Origin of the sequence: Mycobacterium sp. RTGN4 (genome assembly GCF_033804635.1) — a bacterium.
GTDB lineage: Bacteria > Actinomycetota > Actinomycetes > Mycobacteriales > Mycobacteriaceae > Mycobacterium.
On the sequence record NZ_JAPZLB010000001.1, the window covers coordinates 768,767 to 784,571 of the forward strand.

The window sequence follows — 15,805 nt, forward strand, 5'->3', positions numbered from 1 at the left end:
ATTGGCGATCAGTTCAGATCACCATTAATCGTTGGACCGGCTCGCTTGTAATCGCGACCATGGGAACCGTGACGCCAACCCGGATGCCGCTCAGGACTGCTTCGACCGTGACGTTCTTCTATGCCTTGGGCTATCCGATCGGCAACATGGCCGTCCATGCCATGTCCCCGATGGCGGTGCTGGCGATCCGCTTCGGGCTGGCGGGTCTCGTCCTCGGCACGTGGGCGCAGCTCGCCCGAGTGAGCTTTCCGAGCGGCCGCAAGCTCGGCCATGTCGCAGTCGCGGGTCTGCTGACGCAGGCCGTGCAGTTCTGCGCGCTGTACGTCGCGGTCCAGCACGGCGCTCCGGCAGTGCTGTGTGCGGTGGTCATCGCGATGAATCCCGTTGCCACCGCACTGCTCACCGCGGCGTTCCTGCGTGACCGGCTGACGTTCGGCCGCATCGTCGCGCTGCTGTTGGGCGTCGCGGCGGTGCTCGCGGCGTGCGCCAGTCGACTGATCACCGAAGGTGGGGTTGATCCGGCGGTGCTGCTGCTGCTCGTCGCGCTGCTGGGCCTCGCTGCCGGTGGCGTGTATCAGCAGCGCTTCTGCGCCGACGTCGACTTCCGCGCCTCGACTGCCGTCCAGAACGCCGTCGCGTTCGGGCCTGCGCTGGCGCTGGCGCTCACCACTCGGTTCGAGGTGCACGACGCCACCATGGCCGCCTTCGCCGTGGCCGGAGTGGTGCTGCTCAACGCCACGCTGGGCGTGTCGCTGTACGTACGGGCGATCAACCTCCATGGCGCCGCCGCCGTGTCGATGCTGTTCTGCGTCATTCCGGCGGTCGCAGGCGTGCTGTCGTGGTTCATGTTGGGCGAGCGTCCGGATGTCGGCATCGCCGCCGGGTTGGTGCTCGGTGCACTGGCTTGCTGGCTGAATGCCTCGGCGGGCAGGAGCGTAGCGACCCGGGGATTCAGGCGAGGCTCAGGTCAGAAGCGTGAGGACGACCCAGGTCGCGACGGCCGACGGCAGCACCGAGTCGAGCCTGTCCATCAGCCCGCCGTGGCCGGGCAGCAAGGTGCCCATGTCCTTGATGCCTAGGTCGCGCTTGACCTGAGACTCGATCAGATCGCCGAGCGTTCCGGTGATGACCAGCATGAGGCCGAGCGGGATGCCGACCCACGCCGGTTTGTCGAGCAGGAAGGCCACGGCGAGCACGGAGGCCGCGGTACCGCACATCAGCGAACCGGCGAAGCCCTCCCATGACTTCTTGGGGCTGATCGCCGGCACCATCGGGTGCTTGCCGAACAACACGCCGGCCGCGTAGCCGCCGATGTCGGAGAACACGACGCCGAGCATCAGGCACAGCACCCGCCATCGTCCGTCGTCCGGGTAGACCAGCAGCGCGCCGAACGCGCCGAACAGGGGAATCCAGGCGGTCAGGAAGACCGTCGCGGTGATGTCGCGCAAAAAGTTTTCCGGCGCGTTCTTGAGCCCGCCCGAGAGCAGTCGCCAGATCATGCAGACGAGCACGGTGGCGCCGAAGGCCCCGAGCGCTCCGGCCGGGCCGAACGGCCACGTCAACCAGACGATGGCCTGCCCGCCGACGATGAGCGGTATGACCGGAATCGAATACCCGGCCGTGCGCAGGCGGCGCACTACCTCGTGCGTTGCGAGGGCCATCGCCACCGCGACGACCGGGACCCAGCCGAGCGGCGCGAACACCAGGATGGCGATGACGCCGAACCCCAGAAACGCCCCAACGGCGATGGCAGCGGGCAGGTTTCGCCCGGCCCGCGATGCCTTCTTCGGCGGATCGGTGGATGCGCCTTCGCCGTCGGCGGAAGCGGTGTCGGTGTCTGCCACGGTCGGTCGCTGGAGCACTAGACCTCCAGCAACTCGCCTTCTTTGTGCTTCACCAAGTCCTCGATCTGACTGGTGTACGTGCCGGTGGATTTGTCGAGATCCTTCTCGGCCCGTCCGACCTCGTCCTCGCCCGCTTCGCCGTCCTTCTTGATGCGGGCCAATTCCTCCATCGCCTTGCGACGGATGTTGCGGACCGTGACCTTGGCGTCCTCGCCCTTCGACTTGGCCTGCTTGACGAGCTCGCGCCGACGCTCCTCGGTCAACTGCGGAATCGAGATGCGGATGACGTTGCCGTCATTGCCCGGGTTCACACCGAGGTCGGAGTTGCGGATCGCGTCTTCGATGATGCGGAGCTGGTTCGCCTCGTACGGCTTGATGACGACCAGTCGCGCCTCCGGCACGTTGATGCTGGACAGCTGCGTGATCGGCGTGAGCGAACCGTAGTAGTCGATCTTGATCCGATTGAACATGCCGGGATTGGCTCGACCGGTGCGGATGGACGAGAGATCGTCGCGCGCCACCGACACCGCCTTCTCCATCTTCTCTTCGGCGTCGAAGAGGGTTTCCTCGATCAAGGTGGATCTCCCGTCGCTAGCGCTGGCCCAGCCGTCATCAGTCGGTGGTGACCAATGTTCCGATCTTCTCACCTGCCACCGCGCGAGCGATGTTTCCGTCGGTCAGGAGATTGAACACCAGAATGGGCATGCGATTGTCCATGCAGAGGCTGAATGCCGTGGCGTCGGCGACCTGAAGGCCGCGATCGATGACTTCGCGGTGCGTGATGGCGGTAAGCAGTTCGGCGTCGGGGTTCGTGCGTGGGTCGTCGGTGAAGACGCCGTCGACGGCCTTGGCCATCAGCACCACTTCGGCGCCGATCTCCAGCGCGCGTTGGGCGGCGGTGGTGTCCGTCGAGAAGTACGGCAGCCCCATGCCGGCGCCGAAGATCACCACGCGCCCCTTCTCCAGGTGCCGACGCGCGCGCAGCGGGATGTACGGCTCGGCGACCTGTCCCATCGTGATGGCGGTCTGGACACGGGTGTCGATGCCCTCCTTCTGCAGGAAGTCCTGCAGCGCAAGGCTGTTCATCACGGTGCCCAGCATGCCCATGTAGTCCGAGCGCGTGCGCTCCATGCCGCGCTGCTGAAGCTGCGCGCCGCGGAAGAAGTTTCCACCGCCGATGACGACGGCCACCTGCGCGCCGCTGCGCACCACGTCGGCGATCTGGCGGGCGACGAGCGCGACGACGTCGGGGTCGAGCCCTACCTGCCCGCCGCCGAACATCTCCCCGCCCAGTTTGAGTACGACGCGGGAGTACATCGGCCGATACGGGGCTTGCTGGCCGGCTGGGCCGGTGTCAGGCACCGCCATCGTGGCTCCCTTCGGGTCCTTCGCGACGTGCCATCCAGTCTGACGACGACGGCGCCCCCAATCCTGCCAAATGGCTGGACTGGGGGCGCCAACGGGTAGCTGCGGCTCAGCGCTACCCCAGGTGAGCCGACAGCAACCAGGCCGCGACCGACTTGCGGCCCTTGGCCTCATCGCGGATGTCGGCGCCTGCGAAGCCTTGGAACTGCTCGGCGAAGTTCTCGGGCACGTTGGCGTGGATGCGCGCGGGTCGCACCTCATCGATCACCCAGTACTTGCCCACCACGTCGCGAAGCTCTTGCTCGGTGACGGGGTTTGCGGGTCCGGCGGCCATGGTCGTCCGGTCGAACACCAGCACGAAGTACGACGCTCCTGGCGCGGCGGCCCGCACGATCGACTGCTGGTAGCCGTCGCGCAGTTCGACCGGCATCGAGTGGAATAGCGTGCTGTCGACGATGGTGCCGAACCGGCCGTCGTACCCGGTGAACGCCGAGATGTCGGCGACCTCGAAGCTCGCATTGGTCAGCCCGCGCTTGGCGGCTTCTGCGCGAGCGAGCTCGATCGCCGTCGACGACTGATCGAGTCCAACCGTGGTGAAGCCCTGTTCGGCCAGGGCGAGCGCCGTCGCGGCCTCACCGCACCCGGCGTCCAGCACGTCACCGTGGACCTTGCCAGCCGCGATCAGCGCGGCGATCTCGGGCTGCGGCTCGCCGATGCTCCACGGCGGTTTGGTGCCGAGGCCCATCTCTTCGGCCTGGCCTCGGTAGGCGGAATCGAACATCGCATCACTGGGTCTAGTCATGATTCCGGTATATCAATCTAGTTGATATGTGTCAAGATGGTTGACATGATCGATGGCACCGACCAGCCGCTTGGCTACCTGCTGAGCCGGCTTGCCACCAACTTGCGCACCGAGGTGACGGCCACCGCCCTCGAGCCGTTGAATCTGAGCTTCCCGCAATACATCTGCATGCGGCTCCTGTCGCACTCGCCTGGGCGGTCCAACGCCGACCTCGCCCGCGACGTCATGGTCTCCCCGCAGGCGATGAACATGGTCGTCCGCGGCCTTCAGGACCGCGGACTCGTCAGCCGCCCCACCACCGTGGAGTCGGGACGCTCACTGCCCGCCGAGTTGACCCGCGAGGGCATTGCCTTGCTCAAGCGCACCGACGCGGGCGTGCGTGCGTCCGAGCAGCGCGTGCTGGCACCACTGAACGACCAGGACCGGCGCGACCTGAAGCGCATCCTCGCCATTTTCGACTAGCCCAACGGCGGACCTGCATGGTGTGCACCGTGGCAGGCCTTAGGCGGCGTCGGCGGGATGTCCAGCGCCGGGTTGCCGTCGAAGAAGCCGATCGGTTTCAGGTGGAATCCCGTGTACGCACAGGGCATCACCGGCCAGTCCTCCGGGCGGACCACGTGATGCGCGCCCAGGGTGTACCAGAGCACCACGTCGGTGTTCTCCAGCGGCGCGTCGTCGGCGATGAACTCGGGCAGACCTTGCGCGTCCGCGGACTGGTACATGTAGTCCCCCGCCGCGAACTTCTCCGCCTCGTCGTACTTGGTGACCCACAGGTTGTGCTGCACGAAGCGCGCCCGGTCGTAGATGTAGGAGCCCTCCTGCACCATGACGGGCACAATCTCCTTGGGCACCAACTTGTATGCCGTCGGGGCGCCGAGTTCGTTCTTCTTCGACGGATTGGTGATCTTCCAGTAGCGGCCCGTCTTCCAGTCCCAGTCGCGGGCGCCCTCGGCCTCCGACGCCACCAGGGTGTCCTGCGTGATCCATGCGTTGTGGTGAGGATTCAGCGCCGGATCCGGCTCCGGAATCGAATCAACCTCGTACACACTGTTTCCCGCCCCGTCGACACTCATGTCGAGCCGGAAGTTGAAGAAGTGCTGATGGTTTGGACCGTAGACGCCGGGGGCGACGAGCTTGCCCCAGCGCGGCACCTCCCCGCTCTCGATCGAGCCCGTGGTGAGCACCCCGGACAGCTTGACCTCGACCTCGATCGAGGCATCGTTGTAGAAGTACCAGAAGAACCCGTACTCGTAGTTGCCGACGGTACAGATCATCGAAATCACCAGCCGCCGCGAACGCCGGACCTCCACCTCCTGGGTACGGAAGTCGGTGTGCTTCCAGGAGATTCCGTAGTCTTCCTCATGCATGCAGATGGCGTTGGGAATCGTGACCGCATTGCCGTCGGAGTCGTTGACCGTGCCGTCGAAGTAGTGGATCTCGCCGAGACAGTCGCAGCCCAGTGTGAGCGGGTTGGCCGAGAAGCCCATGCCCACCTCACCCATGTCGAACACGTTCTTGTTCCAGTGGGTCGGCGAGGTATCGCCGTAGGGCACCACCATCTCCGACAGCGACCCGCGGTACATGATGGGCCTGGTCTCGCCGCGGTCGGTGTAGGTCACCTCATGCAGGGTGATGCCCTCACGCGGATTGAACCCGATCCGCATGGACCACTTCTGCCACTCCACCTTCCAGCCGTCGACGGTGAAGCTCGGGCCGTCGGGCTGGGTGATCTCGATCGGCTTGACGTCGGAACGGAACTCGGTGAACGCAGGACGGTTGTTCGGGTCGAACATGAACCGCTCGTCGTAGTTGCCCGCGGTCGGCGGCAACGGGACCACGCCGTGATCCTCGATGTCCACGATCGTCATGCTGTCGAGGTCGAACGTCACGATCAGGCCCTCGACCGGCCGCGCGTAACCGTGTTCGGACGGCGCCGCCCGCATGAACGTCAGCGGGCGGCAGATCAGCGGCGAGTTGTCGTAGTGGTCACCCTGGCCGTAATAGCCTGCAGGCCAAGGGTCGATCATCGCCAGGCTGAAGTCGGTGATGCCGCGCTTGACCATCGCCGCTTGCCACCGCGGATCCTCGCGGACCTTCTCCTCCACGCCGGTCATGTGCTCGACGAGATATGAGGGGAACCGTCCCGGAATCGACTTCCACGACTCGATGACCCTGGCACCCAGGTCAACGACGGCCTCATAGATCAGCTTGGCGGCACCGTCGTACATCGTGGCAAATGCGCACCGCGGGAGCGCGAGGCCGTCAAACGTGAGTTCGGCGGTCTTGGCCGGTTCGGCCAACTGAATCATGACGAACTTCAGTGTCGGCGAGGAGTATTCGGAGTTCAGGATGATCGCGGCTGCCGACTGGATCTCGGCGCCCGACAGTGGGTCCAGCGGATAACTGATCTTGTCGTCGGTAACGTCCGTGTGGAGCGTGGTGCTGTCCAATGTCATTTCGGTTAACTCTCCGATTTCGTGGTTTCGGTGTTGAGATCGAGCACGGCGAGATGGGCCAGTGCGTCTTCCGCAGAGGTCTTGTGCGCGGCCCGCCGTCCGAAGACGTACACGACTACGCCAAGTGCGATCATCCCGATCGAGATGCCGCCCGTCCAGGTCATCCACTCGCTGTCTGGCACGTCCTTGATCCAGGACTTGGCGAAGGAGTAGTAGACACCGCCGATGGTGCCCACCGTGCCGACGATGACGGTGATCCACACCCCGACGCTTCCGCCTGGGATACGCCAAAACTTCTCGGCGGCATAGCGATCGGCGTACTTCTTGCGGGCGATGATGACCGGGATCAGGAAGAAGAACCCGGAGATCAGCCACACGGTGGAAAGCCCGCCCTGGATGAAGATGGTGACGTTCGCCATGCTGCTCTGCGAGTACAACGCCACCAGGATCAGCGACGAGAGCACACCCTGAATCAGGATGGCGGTGACCGGGTTACGGGTGCGCGGGTTGAGGTGAGTGAAGATGCGCGGCAGGTGACGTTCGAGTCCCGAGACGAATATGAGCCGGGAGTACGTCACCTGGTAACTCATCAACGCCACGAAGATGATGACGCACAGCACGATCGCCGAAACCTCCATCACGCCTGGGGGCGCAGCGCTTCCAAGCATCGCGATGACACCGGTGACCGGGTCGATCTGATCGGACGGCAGCACCATCATCGTGCCGACGGTGGTCAACAGATAGATGGCCACCAGTGCAGCCGAGCCCCAGATGACCATCTTCGGACCGCTCTTGCGGACAGACAGGAACTCCGCACCCATGTTGTACGGCGTTTCGACCCCGAGCAGGTACAGCAGCACAGTGCCGTACAGAAAACCGGCCCCGGCGAAGTCGGGAATCGTCGCGGCATGCATGTCGAACGGGGTGCCCGAGCCGTTCCTCAACGCATATACCAAGCCAGACACGAAGATAACGGCCGTCAGCACGCCGTACACCATGAAGACGATCTTCATGACCTGCTGATTGGCCGCGAGTTTGGCGAGCGCCAATCCAACGACACCCCAGAGGATCACCAGCTGAAGGATGATGCTCAGGGTCAGGCCGAGTTGCGCGTGGAACGCCAGCAGCAGGAACTGCACGATGATCGCAGGCGATGACGCGGCGTTGAGGATCACCGGTATCCACGACAGGTAACCGCCGATGAACCCCCAGGTTTCGCCCATCGTCCTGGTCGCCCAGATGTACACGCCGCCCTCGCCGGGCCACAGGTTGCCGAGTTCGGCGACCGCCATGCCCGCGGGAACGAGGAAGGTGATGATGCCGAGCACCCACATCGGGATGGCGGTCCAGCCGCCGGCCGCCATCACCGACGAACCGGTGATCCAGCAGATGATGAAGACGTAGGTGGCCGTCAGCCCGAACGTGGTCATCACCTTGGGCAGCACTTGTTCGGGGACCAACTCGGTGGTCAACAGCGCGTCACGGCCGGACGACCGCGTCGCTTCCAACTCTTGTGTCATTGCTTCCCTCTCGATCAGATGGAATCCCTTGGGGACGTTGTCAGTTGACGATGTGTCCGTCTTTCATGCGGACGACGCGACTCGCTTCTTCGGCCACGATGGGATCGTGGGTGCTGGCGACAACGGTGACGCCCAAGGTCGAGCACAGGTCGCGCAGCATGCGCACGACCGTCTCCCCCGTCTTGTGATCCAGGTTCGCGGTCGGTTCGTCCGCGAGCACCAGGGTTGGATTGCTGATCAGCGAACGCGCGATGGCCGTGCGCTGTTGTTCGCCGCCGGACATCTTGGTCGGCTGATGATGAATCCGGTGACTGAGGCCGACAAGGTCGAGCAACTCCAGTGCGCGTTTGCGCAACGACTTTCGGTCATACGGCTCGAACATCAACGGCAACTCGACGTTCTCGACCGCCGACAGGAACGGGATGAGGTTGTAGCTCTGAAAGATGAACCCGATGGTGTCGTGCCGCAGCGCGGCGAACTGGCTCTCGGTGAGCAGTCCGGTGTCCTTGCCCGCGACCTTCACCGACCCCTTCGTCGGCCGGTCCAGGCCCCCGATGATGTTGAGCAACGTCGACTTGCCGCTACCGCTCGGGCCCATCAGGCAGACGAATTCACCAGGCATGACGCGCAAGTCGGCCGCGACGACCGCCTTGACGACCTCGTCGCCCAGTTTGTGCAGCTTCCAGACGTCTGCGATTTCGATGACCGCGGACGCACCGGCCGGTGCGACCGCGGTGGGCAGCTCCGAGGTATCCGTGGCGATGTAGGTGTCCTTGATGACCGTCATGAATCAGCCTCCCGTGGAGAGCGAACGAATGGGCGGCCGCGACGCTGCGGTCCAGGTGGGCACGATGCTGGTGGCCAGTGCGGCGACGATGCTCACGCCGACGGCGATTCCACTGCCGACCAGAAGTCCGCTGACCGCAACCCCGGTGGGTACCAACCCCGTGGCGGCCAGCACGAGCGTAGTGACCACGGCCAGCGCCGCGCCCGCGACTGCGCCGAGCACTGCGGCGATGACGGGCTCGACGAGCAGCGCGGCCACCACCGGTATGCGTGGTATTCCGTTGGCGCCGAGCACGCCGAGTTCACGGGTGCGGTGCGCGACCGTGCGGGTGGTGGCGACGGCGACCTCGACGACGCCGACCAAGAGCACCATCACCGCGATCAGCACGACGGCACGGCCGATCTCGTCGGCATGACCCAGCGCCGCTGACTGCGTGCGGATTCCCTCCGAGATGCCGAACACGAGCACGACGAGGAAGGCGCCGGTGGCGGTCGTGATCACCGGCAGCACCATCTCGCCGATGCGCCGTCGCGCGGCAAGCCAACCGTAGGCCAGGCCCTTGCTCAGCATGTGCTCCCAGCCTCCGTCGGTTCGCTCGACCTGGTCATCAGCGCACTCTCTTCTTCGCGCAGGCGCTCATCAGCGCACTCTCTTCTTCGCGCAGGCGCTCATCAGCGGTCCCCAAGGAGATCGACGGGACGTTGCTGCAGCAGCCGGTGCACCGGCACCAATGCACCCACGATCGCCATCGCGGGCACGAACGCGGCGACCATCCCCGCGGCCTGCAGCCAGGCCGTCGGGGTCGCAATGCCCGGAATCACCAGTGCCACGGCCGCTCCCGCTCCGAGCACGCCGACGATGTATGCGGCGACGAAGACGATCGCCGACTCGACGAGGAAGAAGTACAGCACCTCGTCCGCCAGCCCGATGCTGGACATGATCCCGAATTCGCGCTTGCGTTCCTGCACCGCCGCCAGGAACGACGACACCGCGATCACGAAACCCAGACCGAGGCCGATGGTCGAGATCAGCCCGAGCGTCGAACCAGTCACCTTGCCGGAGAACAGGGCCGAGAACTTCTGGTCGAACGTGAGCGGTCCCGAACCACCCACGGTGTCGTAAATGAGCCCACTTCCGTTGGCGTCCGGCAGCACCGCGGGATCCGACGTGAACGGCAGCCCCGTCGCAGCACTCACCGTCTGCCCCAGGTTGCGGTTCTTCTCCTGTCCCGCAGGGGCGAACAGCGTCCACCACCCGTTGTCTCCGACCAACGACTTGGCCAGCGCAGTGGAAACCGTCACGGACTGCCCGCCGCCGTCGATGCTGACCGCCAGAGCTTGCCCGCCGATCACGATCGGTGCACCCTGGGGCAGTCCGAGCCGATCGGCGAGCGCCGACCCGAAAGTTGCTTGACCAGAGGGGGTCTGGTCGTTGCCGCGCAAAGAGACGGATGTGCCGTCGACCGTGGTGACCCCCGACAGCGTGCGAGTGCCCGTCCAGCCGGCGGGCAGCGTCAGCTCCGGCGCGGGACCGTCGGCGACCAGCGCCTGCACGTCCGGGTCGTAGTGCACACCGGCGGCGGGCACCGCCCACAGTTGGGCGCCGTTCAGCACGTCGGTCACCGAATCGGCGCCGGTGATGGCGAAACTCGACGAGATGGTACGGACCACGGTGACGCACGCAATCGCGAGCGCGATACCAAGTACGGACAGCACGAACCGTTCGGGTCTGCGGCGAATGTTGGCCAACGCGAACCGGACTAGGTACCCGAAGGTGTTCCCAGAAGCTTTGGCGATCGCCGGTGATCTAACGGTTGTGGTCGCAGGGGACTCCACAGCAGGAATAGTGGGAGCGACGTGTTTCACGCACCGCCACGGCTGGTGTCGCGGAGGTTAACTCGAGCTCCGCCCGTTACGACGTTGTGTCGCGCGTGCTACGAATTTCGTCGCCGAACCACACGGTCGCAGCCGATTCCGAGCGCACTCGCCGCCGACTCGCCGTTAACGTCAGCACCGCGAGTGGAATTTCATTCTGTTGGGGGTCAAGGGATTTCGCCAATTATCACCTGCATCATCGGGTGCGGAAGTCGGCGGCCGGCGTCAGCCTTGGATTCCGTGCCACGGCTTGGCCGCTTCGAGCTCGTAGGCCAGCTCCAACAGCCTGGCCTCCTGACCAACCGTCGAGGCGAACATCATCCCCACCGGCATGCCGTCGGCCGACTGCGCGAGCGGTAGCGAGATCGCCGGATCGCCCGTCGCGTTCTGAAGTGGCGTGAAACCGACCCAGGCGATCAGTCGGTCGATGATCTGGTCGTAGTCGGCCATCGGGTCAAGGTGCCCGATCAGTGGGGTGACTTCGGCCAACGTCGGGGTCAGCACGACGTCGTACTGGTGCCCGAGCCGCGCGGTGATCCGGTGCGACCGGGAGAGCCGTGCCACGGCCATCGGAACGCGGTGAAGGTTCCGCGCGGCGGTGGCATCCAGGCCCAGGGTCAGGTGATCGAGCTTCGTACGATCGAACGTCGGACCGAACATCATCCGACCGCCGCGCACCAGCGCGAAGGCCAGGAATGCCCAATACAACAGGAAGTCGTCCTTGAACCATGCCGGCACCGGGTTGTCGATGGTGGTCACCCGGTGCCCGAGCTGCTCGAGCAGCGCCGCCGTCTCGAGCGTGAGTTCGGTGACCTCCGGGCTCGCGTCACGCGCTATCGACCGGGTGCACACCGCAATTCGCAAACGCTGCTTCCCGGGTCGGGTGACGTCGCCGATGGGCGGCAGCTTGGGGTTGTGGTGGACCCGCTCCAATTCCCGGAAGAACGCCGCGGTGTCGCGCACCGAACGGGTGAGCACTCCGTCCGCGACGATCCTCACGGGCGCCGCGCGCACCTCCTTGTCGAGCGGGACGCGACCGCGCGAGACCTTGAGCCCGACGAGCCCGTCGCACGCGGCGGGGATCCTGATCGACCCGCCGCCGTCGTTCGCGTGAGCGATCGGTACCACCCCCGACGCGACGAACGCGCCCGAGCCCGACGACGACGCGCCCGCGGTGTAGTCCGGATTCCAGGGGTTGCGGACGGGGCCGAACCGCGGATGCTCCGCCGATCCGCTAAAGCCGAACTCCGACATGCGAGTCCGGCCCAGCGGCACCAAGCCCGTCGCCAAGAACGCCTTAGCGAAGGCTCCGTCCTCCGTGGGCGGCCGCGGTTCCCACGCGTCGCCGCCGAGCCGCATCGGCATGCCCTCGACCGCGATGTTGTCCTTGACGAAGGTCGGCACGCCGTTGAAGAAGCCGCCGTAGGGCCACTTGGCGCTGGCACGTTCGCGCGCCCTGTCGAACGCCTTGTACGCCAGCCCGTTGAGGTCCGGGTTCACCTGCTCGGTACGGGCGATGGCCGCCTCGATCAGTTCGGCGGCGGACACCGTCCCGGCGGCCAAGGCCGCCACCAGCCCAACGGCGTCATGGTCGCCAAGGGCGTCGTCGGTGAAAGCGGATACCCGGGGCACCATCCGACGTTAACAACCTTGCGGCCGCCCAGACGCGAAAAACCCCGCACTCCGGAATCACCGGAAGGCGCGGGGTTTTCGCGTGATGTCGTTAGGGCTGTCCGACCTCGAAGCGGACGAACCGGGTCACGGTCACGCCTGCGTCGTCGAGCATCTGCTTGACGGACTTCTTGTCCTCGGTCAGCGCGGGCTGCTCGAGCAGGACGACATCCTTGAAGAATCCGGTGAGCCTGCCCTCGATGATCTTCGGCAGCGCCTGCTCCGGCTTACCCTCCTCGCGGGCGGTCTCCTCGGCGATCCGGCGCTCGTTGGCGACGGTCTCCTCGGGGACGTCCTCCTTGGTCAGGTACTTCGCCTTCATGGCCGCGACCTGCTGAGCGATGGTGCGGGCAACGTCGGCGTCACCGCCGGTGTACTCCACCAATACGCCCACGGCAGGCGGCAGATCCGCCGCCCGCTTGTGCAGGTAAGTCGCGACCTCGCCGTCGAAGTACGCGGCGCGACGCAGTTCGAGCTTCTCGCCGATCTTCGCCGAAAGGTCAGCCACGGCCTGCTCGACGGTGCTGTCGCCCGCAGGTGCGGCCTTCAGCGCGTCGACGTCGCCGGCCTTGGCCGCTACGGCCGCCGTGAGCACGAGGTCCGCCAACGTCTGGAACTCGGCGTTCTTGGCGACGAAGTCGGTCTCGGAGTTCAGCTCGATCAGCGCGCCGCCCTTGGCAGCAACCAGGCCCTCGGCCGTCGCCCGCTCAGAGCGCTTGCCAACGTCCTTGGCACCCTTGATGCGGAGAAGTTCGACGGCCTTGTCGAAGTCACCTTCGGCTTCGACGAGCGCGTTCTTGCAGTCGAGCATGCCCGAGCCGGTGAGCTCCCGAAGGCGCTTCACATCGGCAGCGGTGTAGTTCGCCATCTCAGCCTTCCGTGGTGGTCGGTTCGGTTGCGGGTGCAGCAGCGGCTTCGGCCGGAGCGCCTGGCGCGGTAGCACCGGCCAGCAACTCCTGCTCCCACTCTGGCAACGGCTCGGCACCCTCAACCTCGGGCTTGTCACCGCTCGACCCGGCGCCGGCGCGCGCCTGCAGGCCCTCGGCGACCGCAGACGCGATCACCTTGGTCAGCAGTGCAGCCGAGCGGATCGCGTCGTCGTTGCCCGGGATCGGGTAGTCGACAACGTCGGGGTCGCAGTTGGTGTCGAGGATCGCGATGACCGGGATGCCCAGCTTGATGGCCTCGCTGACGGCGAGGTGCTCCTTGTTGGTGTCGACGACCCAGATCGCCGACGGCACCTTGGCCATGTCCCTGATTCCACCCAGGCTGCGCTCCAGCTTGTTCTTCTCGCGGGTCAGCATCAAGATTTCCTTCTTGGTGCGACCTTCGAAGCCACCGGTCTGCTCCATCGACTCAAGTTCCTTCATACGCTGAAGGCGCTTGTGCACGGTCTGGAAGTTGGTGAGCATGCCACCGAGCCAGCGCTGATTCACGTACGGCATGCCGACGCGGGTCGCCTCATCGGCGATCGATTCCTGCGCCTGCTTCTTGGTGCCGACGAACATCACGCTGCCACCGTGGGCGACGGTTTCCTTGACGAACTCGTACGCCTTGTCGATGTAGGTCAGCGTCTGCTGCAAGTCGATGATGTAGATGCCATTGCGGTCGGTGAAGATGAACCGCTTCATCTTGGGATTCCAGCGACGGGTCTGATGCCCGAAGTGGGTGCCGCTGTCAAGCAGCTGCTTCATTGTTACGACAGCCATGTCGGCTTTGTCCTTATTTTGTCGGTTGACGTCCGGCGTCGGGTGAAGCCGAACCCTGGCGTCTGCTGCAATGCCGAACCCGTGCTGGCACGGGACCGCTCGACAAATGCGATGCGAACCCTAGAAAACGGGGCTGCGGTGCAGGCGCGCGAAGTCAACCCGCTTATGCGGATTGCGGGACTGAGTTTACACCGTTGACATGCGTGCTTTTGACCATCGCCTGTCCACAGTGGCTTGGCCGTCCACAGATGTGCCTGTGCCCCCTTTCCCGGCGTCGCCGCTACGGCTGAACTGGGGCGATGAAGTTTACCGTGCTGCTGGCCGCGTTGATCCTGGCGTGCGCGCCGCCTGCGTCCGGTGACGCGGGCCGCCTGGACTGGCCGCTACGGCCCCGACCGGCGGTTTTGCGCGTATTCGACGCACCCGCCCCAAATTGGCAGCGTGGACACCGCGGTGTCGACCTGCTCGGCGCACCGGGTGACGCCGTCCACGCGGCTGCCGCAGGCACCGTGGTGTTCGCCGGAAGACTTGCCGACCGGCCGGTGGTGTCGATCGCCCACCCTGGCGGGCTGCGGACCAGCTATGAGCCGGTGGAGGCGCAGGTCCGGGCAGGTCAACTGGTCGACGCGGGTGCCGTGATCGGCACATTGGTCGCCGGACACCCGGGCTGTGGCGCGGCAGCCTGCCTGCACTGGGGCGCGATGTGGGGCGCCGCGGCGAACGCCGACTACGTCGACCCGCTCGGGCTGGTGGTGACGACGCCGATCCGGCTCAAGCCATCGAACGGATGAACTCCGATGAACTAGGCCCGCGGGTGGGCCTGATCGTGCACGGCGCGCAGCCGGGCCACGGTCACGTGCGTGTACAACTGCGTGGTCGCAAGGCTCGAGTGGCCGAGCAGTTCCTGGACCACGCGCAGGTCGGCGCCACCTTCCAGCAGATGCGTCGCCGCACTATGTCGAAGCCCGTGCGGTCCGATGTCAGGCGCACCTTCCACTGCCGCCATCGTCTGATGGACCACCGTCCTGGCCTGGCGCGGGTCCAGCCGCTTGCCACGCGCACCCAACAGCAGCGCAGGCCCCGAGTCCGCCGTGGCCAATGCCGGCCTGCCATCGGCCAGCCACGCGTTCAGTGCGCGCAGCCCAGGCTCACCGAAGGGCACGGTGCGCTGTTTGTTGCCCTTGCCGAGCACCCGCAACAACCGCCGGGACGAGTCAACGTCGTCGACGTCGAGCCCGCACAATTCACTGACACGGATTCCGGTCGCATACAGCAACTCGACGATCAACCGATCGCGATGTGCAAGCGGATCACCTTGCTGCGCACCGGAAGTGGCGGCATCCATGGCATCGAGCGCTTGATCCTGACGCAGCACCGCTGGCAACGTCCGACGGGCCCTCGGTACCTGTAGCCGCGTCGCCGGATCACCGTCGATCAGGCCGCCGCGCGAGGCCCAGGCCGTGAAGGTCTTGACCGCCGAGGTGCGCCGCGCCAACGTCGTGCGGGCCACCCCGGCGCCCGCCTGAGCGGCCAACCACGAACGCAACAACGGCACGGACAACTCCGCCAGCGAAGTGCTAGGCGCGCGTTCGGCGAGAAACCCGAACAGCGAGCGCAGGTCACCGAGGTAGGCGCGGCGGGTGTGTTCGGACCGGCCGCGCTGTAGCTCCAGGTACTGGTCGAACTCCTCGAGCACCACCTCCAGTGCGGCCGTCACTCCCCTACCGTCGCAGACAATTCCGCGCTTGCGCTTGAGCAATCCGGCGTGTCGACGGAC

16 protein-coding genes are annotated in these 15,805 nt (G+C 65.7%); 3 read left to right on the forward strand and 13 right to left on the reverse strand.

The genetic code is table 11. The features are described 5' to 3' along the window. Positions 1–83: 83 nt before the first annotated feature. Positions 84–1,079 (forward strand): DMT family transporter, encoded by a 996-nt coding sequence (locus tag SLQ30_RS03750; RefSeq protein ID WP_319445603.1) that lies wholly within the window; start codon positions 84–86, stop codon positions 1,077–1,079. Here SLQ30_RS03750 and SLQ30_RS03755 read toward each other — a convergent pair. From SLQ30_RS03755 to SLQ30_RS03770, 4 genes are all read right to left on the reverse strand, one after another. Beyond that, entirely contained in the window at positions 963–1,844 is an 882-nt protein-coding gene (locus SLQ30_RS03755) for a phosphatidate cytidylyltransferase (protein WP_319445478.1), read from the reverse strand. The two genes, SLQ30_RS03750 and SLQ30_RS03755, sit on opposite strands and share 117 nt — an antisense overlap. A gap of 17 nt (positions 1,845–1,861) precedes the next feature. Further along, complete coding sequence (gene frr / locus SLQ30_RS03760) at positions 1,862–2,419, reverse strand: ribosome recycling factor (protein WP_319445479.1); 558 nt, start codon at positions 2,417–2,419, stop codon at positions 1,862–1,864. Between the two features lie 37 nt (positions 2,420–2,456). Next, positions 2,457–3,212, reverse strand: coding sequence for a UMP kinase (gene pyrH / locus SLQ30_RS03765; RefSeq protein WP_319445480.1), 756 nt, complete (start codon positions 3,210–3,212; stop codon positions 2,457–2,459). Positions 3,213–3,324: 112 nt separating this feature from the next. Then, complete coding sequence (locus SLQ30_RS03770) at positions 3,325–4,011, reverse strand: class I SAM-dependent methyltransferase (protein ID WP_319445481.1); 687 nt, start codon at positions 4,009–4,011, stop codon at positions 3,325–3,327. Positions 4,012–4,047: 36 nt separating this feature from the next. On the opposite strand from SLQ30_RS03770, the gene SLQ30_RS03775 reads away from it, so the two are divergent. Then, on the forward strand, positions 4,048–4,473 hold the full coding sequence (locus tag SLQ30_RS03775) for a MarR family winged helix-turn-helix transcriptional regulator (RefSeq protein WP_319445482.1): 426 nt from the start codon (positions 4,048–4,050) through the stop codon (positions 4,471–4,473). Here SLQ30_RS03775 and SLQ30_RS03780 read toward each other — a convergent pair. The 8 genes from SLQ30_RS03780 to rpsB all read right to left on the reverse strand — a co-directional run bounded on the left by SLQ30_RS03780 (position 4,470) and on the right by rpsB (position 14,028). Beyond that, positions 4,470–6,467, reverse strand: a complete 1,998-nt coding sequence (locus tag SLQ30_RS03780; protein WP_319445483.1) for a primary-amine oxidase — start codon at positions 6,465–6,467, stop codon at positions 4,470–4,472. The two genes, SLQ30_RS03775 and SLQ30_RS03780, sit on opposite strands and share 4 nt — an antisense overlap. A gap of 5 nt (positions 6,468–6,472) precedes the next feature. Next, a complete protein-coding gene (locus SLQ30_RS03785; RefSeq protein WP_319445484.1) occupies positions 6,473–7,987 on the reverse strand; it encodes an APC family permease in 1,515 nt (504 codons plus the stop codon). A gap of 40 nt (positions 7,988–8,027) precedes the next feature. Beyond that, positions 8,028–8,774: an ABC transporter ATP-binding protein gene (locus SLQ30_RS03790; protein ID WP_319445485.1), complete on the reverse strand. Its 747-nt coding sequence runs from the start codon at positions 8,772–8,774 to the stop codon at positions 8,028–8,030. Between the two features lie 3 nt (positions 8,775–8,777). Beyond that, complete coding sequence (locus SLQ30_RS03795) at positions 8,778–9,344, reverse strand: ABC transporter permease (RefSeq protein WP_319445486.1); 567 nt, start codon at positions 9,342–9,344, stop codon at positions 8,778–8,780. 101 nt (positions 9,345–9,445) lie between these two features. After that, complete coding sequence (locus tag SLQ30_RS03800; RefSeq protein WP_319445487.1) at positions 9,446–10,609, reverse strand: ABC transporter permease; 1,164 nt, start codon at positions 10,607–10,609, stop codon at positions 9,446–9,448. A 264-nt stretch (positions 10,610–10,873) separates the two neighbouring features. Further along, entirely contained in the window at positions 10,874–12,280 is a 1,407-nt protein-coding gene (locus SLQ30_RS03805) for an amidase (protein WP_319445488.1), read from the reverse strand. 91 nt (positions 12,281–12,371) lie between these two features. Continuing rightward, positions 12,372–13,187, reverse strand: a complete 816-nt coding sequence (tsf, locus tag SLQ30_RS03810; protein WP_319445489.1) for a translation elongation factor Ts — start codon at positions 13,185–13,187, stop codon at positions 12,372–12,374. A gap of 1 nt (position 13,188) precedes the next feature. After that, positions 13,189–14,028 carry a 30S ribosomal protein S2 gene (rpsB, locus tag SLQ30_RS03815; RefSeq protein ID WP_319445490.1) on the reverse strand — a complete coding sequence of 280 codons (840 nt, stop codon included), beginning with the start codon at positions 14,026–14,028 and terminating at the stop codon, positions 13,189–13,191. A 299-nt stretch (positions 14,029–14,327) separates the two neighbouring features. On the opposite strand from rpsB, the gene SLQ30_RS03820 reads away from it, so the two are divergent. Then, entirely contained in the window at positions 14,328–14,819 is a 492-nt protein-coding gene (locus SLQ30_RS03820; protein ID WP_319445491.1) for a M23 family metallopeptidase, read from the forward strand. A gap of 11 nt (positions 14,820–14,830) precedes the next feature. Here SLQ30_RS03820 and SLQ30_RS03825 read toward each other — a convergent pair whose 3' ends face one another. Further along, the gene (locus SLQ30_RS03825; RefSeq protein WP_319445604.1) at positions 14,831–15,733 is read right to left on the reverse strand and encodes a tyrosine recombinase XerC; all 903 of its coding nucleotides are present in this window, start codon (positions 15,731–15,733) and stop codon (positions 14,831–14,833) included. Between the last annotated feature and the right edge of the window lie 72 nt (positions 15,734–15,805).